The sequence below is a fragment of the Arthrobacter sp. Cr_A7 genome (genome assembly GCF_029222765.1).
Taxonomy (GTDB): Bacteria; Actinomycetota; Actinomycetes; order Actinomycetales; family Micrococcaceae; genus Arthrobacter.
This window is the reverse complement of the sequence record NZ_JARHXQ010000116.1, coordinates 1-11,150: the sequence shown is the minus strand read 5'-3', so window position 1 is coordinate 11,150 and position 11,150 is coordinate 1. Positions and strand designations below refer to the sequence as shown.

General features: G+C 60.5%; 7 protein-coding genes. 2 read left to right on the top strand and 5 right to left on the bottom strand.

The features are described from left to right. The 5 genes from P2Q66_RS07145 to P2Q66_RS07125 form a co-directional block, all read right to left on the bottom strand. A partial coding sequence (locus P2Q66_RS07145; protein WP_275726747.1) for a glycoside hydrolase family 43 protein occupies nucleotides 1–1,682 on the bottom strand: 1,682 nt, incomplete at its 3' end. Next, nucleotides 1,679–4,159 (bottom strand): glycoside hydrolase family 3 C-terminal domain-containing protein, encoded by a 2,481-nt coding sequence (locus tag P2Q66_RS07140; RefSeq protein ID WP_275726745.1) that lies wholly within the window; start codon nucleotides 4,157–4,159, stop codon nucleotides 1,679–1,681. The genes P2Q66_RS07140 and P2Q66_RS07145, both read right to left, overlap by 4 nt. Beyond that, entirely contained in the window at nucleotides 4,156–4,914 is a 759-nt protein-coding gene (locus P2Q66_RS07135) for a carbohydrate ABC transporter permease (protein WP_275726752.1), read from the bottom strand. The genes P2Q66_RS07140 and P2Q66_RS07135 overlap by 4 nt, the downstream gene beginning before the upstream one ends. Nucleotides 4,915–5,048: 134 nt before the next feature. Continuing rightward, complete coding sequence (locus tag P2Q66_RS07130) at nucleotides 5,049–5,894, bottom strand: sugar ABC transporter permease (protein ID WP_275726749.1); 846 nt, start codon at nucleotides 5,892–5,894, stop codon at nucleotides 5,049–5,051. 64 nt (nucleotides 5,895–5,958) lie between these two features. Beyond that, nucleotides 5,959–7,260: an extracellular solute-binding protein gene (locus P2Q66_RS07125; protein WP_275726742.1), complete on the bottom strand. Its 1,302-nt coding sequence runs from the start codon at nucleotides 7,258–7,260 to the stop codon at nucleotides 5,959–5,961. Nucleotides 7,261–7,499: 239 nt separating this feature from the next. Here P2Q66_RS07125 and P2Q66_RS07120 point away from each other — a divergent pair, with 239 nt between their 5' ends. Further along, nucleotides 7,500–8,480 carry a LacI family DNA-binding transcriptional regulator gene (locus P2Q66_RS07120; RefSeq protein ID WP_275726740.1) on the top strand — a complete coding sequence of 327 codons (981 nt, stop codon included), beginning with the start codon at nucleotides 7,500–7,502 and terminating at the stop codon, nucleotides 8,478–8,480. A 398-nt stretch (nucleotides 8,481–8,878) separates the two neighbouring features. Beyond that, the gene (locus P2Q66_RS07115) at nucleotides 8,879–11,104 is read left to right on the top strand and encodes a glycoside hydrolase family 3 C-terminal domain-containing protein (RefSeq protein WP_275726738.1); all 2,226 of its coding nucleotides are present in this window, start codon (nucleotides 8,879–8,881) and stop codon (nucleotides 11,102–11,104) included. Nucleotides 11,105–11,150 lie beyond the last annotated feature (46 nt).

Here is an 11,150-nt window from a genome sequence, read left to right as displayed (position 1 = left end):
TGCAGGTGCGCCAGAGAGAAGTTGCGGAATGTGGCGATTCTGCTCTTTCTGACTCCGTCTGTCGCGGCCACTCCGACGAAGGTTCCTGTGAAACCGCCCGCGATTTCATCGGACAGGTGGGTGATGTCCAGTGCTGAACCCAACGGTTCCCATTGCTTGTCTTCCCTGGTAAAGCGGAACTGCACGGTGCCGCTTCGGATTTCTGCACGCAGCGAGATGTCTTCCACTGTTGCCCACGGTACCGCCTGCTCGGCAAGGGGGAATTCGAGTTTCTCGCCCTTCTTGGCGAGTATCAGTCCAACCACATGGCTTTCTCGTGCTTCATCCCATGTCAGCCGGGCGAAGGCGAAGTTCATGTTGTCGTAGTACACAACGAGACCTGCGGTCTGTGAGAAGTGGGACGGGTCAAAAGAGAGCGTCGTCTGTGCATCGGCGTCGAACTCGGTGAGCCGTGTTGCGATGATGGACGGGTCGAACCTTGAAAAGAGGGAGTCTCGGCCCACAAGTTCCATCCCATCTTTCCCCGTCCGGCACCACGTGGGGGCAGTCGGGCCGCGTAGTGAAGCGAACTGGGGACTCAATCCTCCCTCGAAGCTGGTCGTCACATCTCGGCAGGGATCAGGAACCGGCGTTCCCCGTACGGTGTATGTTTCGGAGGCCATGTTCCCGCCGGATTCAAGCCGCAGCCACCCTTCGTCTGTCCACTTCACGTTCTGCAGCGAAGTTTCGCGCCCGAGTACGGAAAGTTTGGTGCCAGGCAGGGTTCGTGACGATAAATGTGCCACGTACCAGTTGCCGTCGGGCGTGTCCACGAGGCTGCCGTGCCCTGCCTTCTGCACAGCTGTCGCGGGGTTGAAGTACTCCTCACGAAGGTAGGCGCGATTGTTGCGTCCAAAGTATGGAATTGGCCAGCTGGTAATGAAGGGGCTCCCGGGATCGGACTCGTAGGGCCCTTCGATGCTGGTTGATCGGGCCAGGCACACACCGTGGCCAAACCCGGTCCCGCCCTCGGCGGTCATGAGGTAGTAGTACCCGTTGTGCTTGTACAGGTGGGGAGCCTCGACTGCTCCACGGTCCGTAATTCCGTGGTTGATGCGGACGGGGTCGCCCACCTCGCCATTGTCCGGATTAAACGACTGGATGACGATCCACCCCGGGTGCTCGTGCCCCTCACGGGTTTCCCATTCCAGGGTGACGACCCATTTCGATCCGTCATCGTCATGGAAGAGTGATGCGTCGAAGCCTACGCTGGTCAGGTACTGGGGTTGGGACCATGGACCGGTGATGTCGTCCGCCCAAATGACGTAGTTGTCGACGTCGAACGCTTCGGCCACCTGGCTCTTCATGATGGAGAAGACAAGGTAGAAGCGCCCGGTCGCCTGGTCGACGCTCAGACAGGGCGCCCAGACTCCGCCCGAGGCCGGCACTCCCCGCAGGTTGATGCGGTCATCGCTGATACCGTGACCGACGAGCGCCCAGTTGGCAAGGTCTGTCGAATGATGGAGCTGGACGGCAGGGAACCATTCGAACGTCGAGGTGGCGATGTAGTAATCATTGCCTCGCCGCACAATTGACGGGTCCGGGTTGAAGCCCCGTAGTACGGGATTGCTGATGAGCGTGGTGGCGTCCTCTTGCGCATTCTCGTACCGGTTTGCAGTGCTGATCTCGTCCGTCACCCTCATGCTTCCGCCCTGCTGGCGTTGGTAAGGTCAGCCCTCAAACGTAGGTCGTCGTGGGACTCCCCCACGCAGTACTCCCTGTCTGGAGAGAATTCTTTGGCGCCTGACGGCAACCAGGAGCACAACTGTTCGGCAGGGAGATCAATCGCCACCCTGAGTGTTTCCCCGGGCTGCAGGTGGAAGCGGCCGAAACCGGCTAGTATCCGTTCAGGGTTTGCACCTGCGCCATGTGCCGGCCCGACATAGATCTGCGGTGTGGCGGTTCCGGGCCTTGCCCCAGTGTTTCGGATGGTGAATTGGACCTCAGTTTCTTCGTTCAGTGTCGTCACTGACAGCGCGCTGTAGTCGAACGAGGTGTATTCAAGACCGTGTCCGAATGCGAACAGCGGCTGAACTCCTGCGTGATCAAACCACCGGTATCCCACATGGGTGCCTTCCGTGTAGTCGAGCGCTCCCGCTTGAGATTCGGGAATGGTCCCGGATGCCATATCAACGTCTTCGGACTGGGGGAAACTGACCGGAAGCCGGCCCAGGCCCTGGACGTCTCCGAAAAGGACCGATGCGATGGCATCGCCGAACATCTGCCCGGGGTACCAGGCCTGGACCACGGCTGACACGTCATTGATCCACGGCATCACGACGGCGCCGCCGGTGTTGAGTACAACAATCGTTTTCGGGTTCGCTGCTGCAACTGCAGTGATCAGTGCGTTCTGGTCTCCGGGCAATGCCAGGGACTGCCTGTCCATTCCTTCCGATGCCACAAAATTGGCGAAGACGATGGCCGCGTCTGCGTGTGATGCCACTTCGGCGGCTTCGGCGATTCCGGAGGCGCTGGGGGGTTGCCAGGTGAGGGAGATCGAGGGGGTGTGGAAGCCCGCCGCCTCGGTGGTGTATTCGACGACGATCTCGACGGGTTGCCCGGCGGCGAGGTCGGCATGACCTGAGAGGGGCAGCTGCGGCCCGGCCAGGAAGACAATTTCCTCGCGTTCGCCGGAGGCGATTTCCGTTCCGTCGATGAGGAGGCGAGCTCTTCCACTGAACAGCAGGGTGAAGTAGTGCCGCCCTGTCTCTTCGGGCAGGAGGTTGGTCGTCCAGCGCGCCGAAAAGTCTTCCCCCATGTTGTCGGGCAGTCCGTCATGGAAGATCTGCTTCTCGACGCGGGTCACTGCCGGATCGCCGTGACGGTCCACTGCGTTCCAATAGCTGGCGCTCCAACCCTGCTGACCGTTTTCACCCGTGGTGGTCAGGTGGGTATCAATACTGTCGGGGAAAGGTGCGTCACCGCGTGTACCTTGGGCGTGCTGCACAGTTATGCCGGGTCCGGACCGGGCGTCAATTGCACCCAAAGGTGTGCTGAGCTCTTCCACGGGTGTTGTGACGGCAGCGGAACCGCCGATGGTGAAGACGGCGTCGGCGGCCGCCGGACCGATTACGGCGATCCTTGTCCCGGGCGCAGGTGCAAGCGGAAGCAGGGAGTCATTCTTGAGCAGGACAGATCCTTCTGCCGCGATTCTGGTGGCGAGTTCGCGGTGCTCGAAGGTGCTGACGATATCGCGTGCGGCGGTGGGAAGCGGGTGGTCGAACAGACCGGAACTGAAGACCATGGTGAGGATCCGCCGGACGCTGTCATCCAACCGGTCCTCTGTGACGAGGTCCGAGTCGAACACGTCGCGGTTTCGTCCTCCGTTTCCCTGGTCAAACTGGGGCAGGTCAACGCCCGCTGCTGCCGCTGCCGCCTGATCCCGCACGGCCCAGCGGTAGTCCGGTGTCACCACGCCGTCCCAATCGGACTTGATGAGGTCGAGAAGCGGTTTGTTCTCGCACGCCTGTACCCCGTCGAGCCGGTTGTAGGAGCACATCACCGCGTCTGCGCCGCCGTCTCGGATCGCTTCGCGGAACGGCTGGATGTAGATCTCTTCCAAGGCGCGTTCGTTGACGCGAACATCAATGCCCGGTGTCCGGTCGCCGTCTCCGCGGCGGTAGCCGATTCGTTCGGTTTCCTGATTGTTGGACACGAAGTGCTTCACGGTTTGGATCGTGTGCGTGGACTTTGCGCCCAGGATGGCAGCACGCGCCGTGTGGCCGGAGAGTACAGGGTCTTCACCGAAGGCCTCCGTCTGGCGGCCCGCGTACGGTGATCGTGTGATGTCCACGGCCGGGCCCAGCCATACTGCACGGGCCTTTCCTCGAAGCTCTGTTCCAATGGCTTTGCCGAAGGCCCAGGCGAGGCCCTCGTCAAAAGTCGCCGCAAGGGAATAGCCCGACGGAAAGGAGGTTGTGCCGGGCAGGGACAACCCGTTGGGCCCGTCCTGTGATAACAGAACAGGAATCCCATACTTGTTCAGCGGTTCCAGGTCTCCGGTTGCGGCACTGATCTTCTCGTCCCTGGTGAGAACTGCCAGAAGGGATGCTGCGCGGTGTTGGGTGGGCGTGTCAGGTGAGCGCCAGGGGCCGTCGATTTGATCTTGTTCTTGCGTCATTTTCCGAATCCTGCGGTCAGACCGGCCACGAGGTAGCGACGGCCGAAAATGTAAGCTGCCAGCATCGGCAGCGCGGAGAGGACAACGGCAGCGAGGATTGCGGGCACGTTGACTGAGAACTGTCCCTGGAAGGTCCACAGCGAGAGGGGGAGGACACGGTTCTCGGGGCTTTGGGTGAGAATCAGCGGGAACAGGAATCCGTTCCAGACGCCAAGGGCGTTGTAGATTCCCACGGTGACCAGCGCAGGCTGCACGAGAGGCAGGACAAGGGAACGCATGATCCGCCAGTCCCCCGCGCCATCCATGCGCATTGATTCGAAAAGTTCCTGGGGGATGTCCCTGAGGAAGTTGACGATGATCAGGACGCTGAGGGGGATCGCGAAGGCCGCTGCGGGCAGGATGATCGCCCACAGCGTGTCATACAGTCCGAGCCGCGTAATCAGGAGATACACGGGGATGATCGTGGCCTGCAGGGGAATCGCGAGGCCGAGCAGGTAGAGCGACATCGTCCCCTTGGCGAGGCGGCTGCTGCTGCGCACAATCGGGTAGGCGGCGAGGAGCGACACAACGAGGGTGAGCGCCGTAGCGACCACTGTGACAACGAGGCTGTTGGTGAAGTACCGCACGAAATCGTTCTGCAGGACGAGAACATAATTCTCCAGCGTCGGGTTGGCAGGCAGCGCCAAGGGACCATCCGCGTAGATGTCTGCCTGCGTCTTAAGGCTGGTGATGATCACGTAGTAGATCGGGGCCATGATGATAGCGAGCCAGAGGAAACCGCCGACCGCTCCAAGGATGTTCGGCGCGCTCCGGCCACCGAGCCGGCGCCGTCCCTGGGCCTTCGGCGCAGGACTTGTTGTTAAGGTGTCGTTCGCAGTAAGCGCAGTCATCATGCACCTTCTCTCTGGCTTGTCATGCGGTTGGATCCGCTGAGGCGGCTCAGCAGGATCGCGAGCCCGACTCCTACCACGGCCAGGATGACGGCGATGACGCTGGCGACGCCCATGTTGTAGGACCGGAACCCTCTCAGGTACATGTCGAGGGCGAGGACACGGGTTGCAGTTCCGGGACCGCCCTGGGTGAGGACGAAGATCAGGTCGAAGTAGGTGAGTGATCCGATCAGGATCAGCGTTGTTGAGGTGATGAGGGTGTGCTTCAGCTGGGGCAGGGTAATGTACCAGAACTGCTGGAACCTGCCCGCGCCATCGAGTGTTGAAGCCTCATACATGGAGGCCGGGATTTGTCGGACGCCGGCGGCAAAGAGAAGCGTGTGGAAGGGAACGAACTGCCAGGCGATCACGAAAATGACCGTCGCCAGAGCCAGGACCGGGTCACCGAGCCAGTTCTGGGCAAGGATCCCGAGGCCTTCGATCGAGCCAAGTCCGAACGTGGGGTCAAGCAGTGCTTTGAAGGCGATCGCGATGGCCGCAGAGGACAGCAGAAGCGGCACGAAGTAAAGCACCGAGAGCACTGTCCGGTATTTCTGGTGTCCTGCGGTAAACACACCCAGCAGCAGGCTGAGAGGTGTCTGGACGATCCAGCTCACGACCATAACCAGCAGAGTCAGCCGCAGGGCGTTGTAGGTCAGTGGATCCGCGAACGCCTTGGGCCAGTTGCCGAAGCCAACCCAGGCCGGGGTACCAAGGCCGTCCCAGGACGTGAGGCTGAGAAAAACGACGCCGACAAGGGGGATAACGGCGAAAACGCCGAACAAAATGAGCGCGGGGGCGGCCATGATCAGGGTGGAACCGGCGCGGCGGCGGCGCGCGCCGATCCCTGTGTTTATTGCGGTCACGGGATCACGAACCCAGTGTTGCGTTCATTGCATCAACGAATCCCTGTGGGGTCATCTGGTTCAGGAAGACCTGGTCAAGGTTCGTCAGGAGCGCCTGTGCCTGTGAAGCCGGCAACGCCTGGTCCCAGGAGAGCTGGAAGCTTGGAGCATCGACTGCCCGCTTGTAGACCCAGCCGAGGTAGTCGGCGTCATCGAGCTTGGCAATCTTGTCCTCGATGCCCTTGATCGGGGGAACTGCGCCGCCCTTCAGCAGACCGTCGACGTAGGCGTCGTCCAGGACGGCTGTGTTGAGGTAGCTCGTGGCGGCGTCCTGCGCTTCAGTGCTGGATGAGGAGGAGACAGACCAGAAGTTTGCGGGGTTTCCGATGATGTTTGCGGGGTCACCCTTGCCACCGCTGACCGAGGGGAAGTTCGTGTAACCGACGTTGCCTGCTGCGAAGAAATCCTTCGCGTCATTCTTGTAGTTGGGGTAGACCCAGGACCCCTGCAGGATCATGGCGGTCTTGCCTGTGTAGAAGGCTGCAATGTCCGCGGTGGCATCAGTGGTGGTGGACTCGTAGCCCTTCATGAAACCGTTTGCCTTCACCAGGTCCTGGATCTTTTCGAGGGATTCTTTGAAGGCCGGGTTCGACCAGGCATCCTTCTTTCCGTCGACGACTGCCTGGAATGCTTCAGGTCCGCCGATGCGGTCAGCGAGGTATGCAAGCCACATGAGTTCGGGCCACTTGCTGGCTCCAGCGAGAGCGAATGGCGCGATGCCCTTGTCATTAAATTTTGGCACCAGGTCCATGAGCTCGTCCCAGGTCTGTGGCGGCTGGAGGCCCTCCTGTTCGAACATGCCCTTGTTGTACCAGAGCACAACCGACTGCATGGAATTGTTCGGCACAGCGTAGGTCTTCCCATCAACAACGCCGTTGGCGGCAACGGATGGGATCAGACGCGAGGTCAGTTCCTTCGTCTTATCCGTAATATCGACCACGTTCTTGTTCTTCACGTAGTCGGTCAATGTGCCGCCGGCCCAGGAGTAGATGAGCGTCGGGGCGTTGCCGGAACCAACGGAGGAGCGGACCTTCTCCTTGAACGCGTCGTTGGCGAAGAACTGGGAGTCGATTTTCTGTTCCGGGTGGGCCTGGTTCCATTCATCGAATGATCCCCGGAACGTCTGCTCGTCGCCGCCGGTGAGAGCCCACGCGGAGGCGGTCTTCGACTCCGCGTTTCCCGGGCCGGTCCCGCAGGCGGACAGGCTCAGGGCTCCAACCATGGCAAACGCAATCGCGGTGCGGCGGGTGACTGGTGCAAGCTTCATTGCTCATCCTTTTTTCGAAGGTGTTTTTTAGGAGTGTCCGAAAAAGTTTCGAACCTAACCGATAAATTGTCGCCAAAACATTAGGCGCTGTCGTGGACACAGTCAAGGACTTCTCTGCAACCCAGCGATATAGTTGCAACTGGCAACGAAAAGTTTGCGGACCAAGAAGCTCTGCCGGGAGAAAAAGCTTGAGTGAGAAACAGCCAGCAACCAAGCCACGACGAGCGACGCTGAATGAAGTGGCCGCACGTTCGGGTGTCTCTGTCGGAACCGTCTCGAAGGTCCTGAACCTCCGCCCGGACGTTTCGGAAGAGACCCGTCAGCGCGTGATGGAGGCAGCGAAGGCTCTGGAGTACTCGCCGACCACATTCCGGTCTGATGTGCGGGACCCGGTCGTGGACATCGTGTTCGACAGCATCGTCAACCCCTATTCGACGCAGATTCTTGAGGGTGTCATTGCTGCCGGGACGGAGATGGGTGTGGACATTGTCGTTCGCATCATCCCCAGGGACGCTGAGGATGATGCCGGCTGGGGCCGGGAAGTACGCGCCAAAGGCCGAACCGGCATCATCGTCGTAACTTCCCAAATGACCAGTCAGCATCTTCGTGCACTGGCACGGGCCTCTGTCCCGTTAGTGGTCGTGGATCCCATAAACTTCGGCAGGCCGGACATTGTCAGCGTTGGTGCAACGAACTGGGCCGGCGGACTTGAAGCGGCCGGGCATCTCGTTGAACTGGGTCACGAGCGCGTTGGCTTCATTGGTGGGCCCAAGGCTTCCGGCTCAAACCAGGAGCGTTACCACGGGTTCCGGGCCGCGCTGGAGGCGGCCGGACTGGATCTGGACCCCAACCTCACATCCTGGGGCCTGTTCACCTACGAGGCGGGCAGGGACCTGGCCATCAAGCAACTAACGTTGCCCCACCCCCCGACAGCAATATTCGCCGGGTCAGATACCATCGCCCTTGGCGTCATCGAGGCAGCAAGATCGCTCGACCTGGCTGTGCCCGACCAGCTAAGTGTGGTCGGCTTCGACGACACGCGGCTCGCTTCCTGGTCCTCCCCACAGCTCACAACAGTCCGCCAGCCCCTGGAGGCTATGGGGCGCATGGCCCTTCGGACCGTCCTCCAAATGCACGACGGTCAGGAGCCGGATTCCAAACACATCCAGCTGTCGACATCCTTGGAAGTTCGCGATTCGACAGCCGCGCCCGGAAGATAGAAGCACTACCGACGTCTGAACGTCACACCTTCCGGGGGTACGTTCGAAACATTTTCTGTCTGCAGAAACTATTTGCCTTCCTATTGACACTGATTGTGTCGCGTCCCTAGGGTTTACGTGGCCGAGTTGGGGGCATGTTTCGAAAAACTTTCTTCCAGAGGCTGTTGCGTAGACAGTAAGACGCTTTTCTTTGTCAGCAATAGTCTCGGATGCCGCATGCCCCGACAGCTCGCGCTCACTCTCGACCAGCGGTCGACACCCATTCAAAGGAGAATCCATTGAGGTATTCCAGACAAGGACAGCAGCGGAGAACTCCCGATGCTGCCCGTGGCTCGTTCATTCGACGCAGGATGGTATCCATCACTGTTTCGGGGATGGCTGCCTTGGCGTCCGCCGGAATGACACCGATGTTGCCGGCTTCGGCAGCAGAGACGTGGCAACCGTACGCAGGTTCTGACATCAGCACCCTGGCCGCCGGCTGGACAGCCAACTGTGCCACCGCGCCCTGGATGGACCGTTCCAAGACGGCGGAACAGCGCGCGGATGCCTTGCTGCATTACAGCAGCAAAAATCAGATGTACCGATGGCTGAACGAATTCGGCGCGAACTACCCCACGGAGCAGAAGCATGGGTCCTCGGGAGCCGACTACGGCTCACTCCAACTCCCCTGTACCCCAACCGTCGGTCTGACAGATGGGCCTGACGGGATCCGCCAGGCAAACTCAACTGCATACCCGGCCCAGATTGCACTCGGTGCTACCTGGGACGAAGAACTCGCCTACCAAAAGGGTGCCCTGCTTGGTGAGGAAGGGTACGCCAAGGGCTATCAGGGGGTCCTGACTCCCGGCATTTCTTCGGGCCGCTCCGTCCTTGCCGGCAGAACTCCCGAGTATTTCGGCGAAGATTCCCTCCTGTCAGGAACAATGGCCGCGCAGCAAATCAATGGGCTGCAGAGCAATCCCGGTGTCTTTGCCACGCTGAAGCACTACGTGGCGAACGAGCAGGAAACCAACAGGACGACCCAATCGTCCAACGTGGATGAACGGACGCTGCGCGAAGTGTACGAGCGTCCCTTCGAAATCGCGCTCTCCCTGAGTGACCCGGGCGCCGTAATGTGCGCGTACAACCAGATCAACAGCGTCTACGCCTGCGAGAACCCGGACACGCTCGGCGCCCTGAAGAACGACATGGGATTCAAGGGCTTCGTCCTCTCTGATTCGGGCGCCAAAATGACCACCGTTGGCGCGGTCAAGGCCGGACTCGGACAAGAAATCAACCGGCCCTCCCACACGAGCCCTGCCCAACTCAACGAAGCAGTGGCAACGGGCGCCCTGACCCTGCAGGACATTTATGAGTCCGCCTACAGCGTCGTTCGGTCCTACATCGCCCATGGCGTCTTTGACGCGCCCATCAGCGCGACCAAGGCCACCGACCCTTTGGCCAACAGGGCAGTCAACACGCGCACGCCGGAGACAATAGCCGCAGCGCGGGAGATCGCCGAGAAGGGCGCAGTTCTACTCAAGAACGAGAGCAGTGCACTGCCCCTGACCACCTCGAAGCAGACTGTGGCCGTCATCGGTTCTCAGGCCAGCGCCGATACCACGGTTACCCCTAACGCTGTCACAGTCTGCAGCCAATCGTTCTTCGGCCCGGCACTGAAATGCGATGGCGTCGTAGCACCCGCCGATTCCATCCGGGAAAAGGTCAACGCCGCCGGCGGTAACTTCATTTACGACAACGGCAAAGACCTAACCAGCGCCAAGGCCGCAGCGGCAAACGCGGACACCACCATCGTCTTCGCAAGCAAAATTATGGGCGAATTCACCGACCCAACATCAATGTCCCTCGATAACGGCGGTGACGCCCTCATCCAGGCAGTCACGGCCGCGAAAAAGCCCGGCTCGAAAGTCATTGTGGTCCTCGAAACCGGAAGTGCCGTCACCATGCCATGGCTCAACGACGTTTCCAGCGTGGTGGAAGCCTGGTACCCAGGTGAACAGCAGGGCCCGGCACTCGTAAACCTCCTCTGGGGTGACGTCAACTTCACCGGGAAACTGCCGATGACCTTCCCTAAGTCTTTGGCGGAGACACCTACAGGCAACGACATCAAACAATTCCCCGGCGTCGTCGACAGCAAAGGCATCCGGCAGGTGGACTACACCGAAGGACTCGAAGTCGGCTACAAGTGGTACGACGAAAACAACGTCGCTCCCCTATTCCCCTTCGGCCATGGCCTTTCGTACTCAACCTTCGAATACAACAACCTGCACGTAAACTCCGCCAACAGTGCCAAGGGCGGCAAGATCCACGTCACTTTCGACGTGAAAAACACCGGGCAGGCAGCAGGCACCGAAATAGCACAGGTCTACCTGACCCTTCCTGCTACCGCCGGGGCGCCGGGCAAGTCACTGGCCGCCTACCAGCGCACCTCTGAGCTCGCGCCCGGGGCCAGCCAGACAATCGACCTCTGGATCGACGGTTCCTCCGCAGCACACCCGCTCTCCACATGGGACGCCGCCACGAACCAATGGACTCAGGCATCCGGAACCTTCACCGTGAGCGTTGGAGCATCCGCCAGCGACATCCGCGCAAACGACAGCGTGGGAATCCGAACTAAGCACTAGATACTGGCAGCAGTCCGGAAATTGGACTGCGATAACGGCACCTCGG

Excerpts from the sequence above, each read along its gene's own strand:
- P2Q66_RS07140 (WP_275726745.1), bottom strand. The coding sequence starts at position 4,159 with ATGACGCAAGAACAAGATCAAATCGACGGCCCCTGGCGCTCACCTGAC.
- P2Q66_RS07135 (WP_275726752.1), bottom strand. The coding sequence starts at position 4,914 with ATGGCCCCGATCTACTACGTGATCATCACCAGCCTTAAGACGCAGGCA.
- P2Q66_RS07130 (WP_275726749.1), bottom strand. The coding sequence starts at position 5,894 with ATGGCCGCCCCCGCGCTCATTTTGTTCGGCGTTTTCGCCGTTATCCCC.
- P2Q66_RS07125 (WP_275726742.1), bottom strand. The coding sequence starts at position 7,260 with ATGAAGCTTGCACCAGTCACCCGCCGCACCGCGATTGCGTTTGCCATG.
- P2Q66_RS07115 (WP_275726738.1), top strand. The coding sequence starts at position 8,879 with ATGACACCGATGTTGCCGGCTTCGGCAGCAGAGACGTGGCAACCGTAC.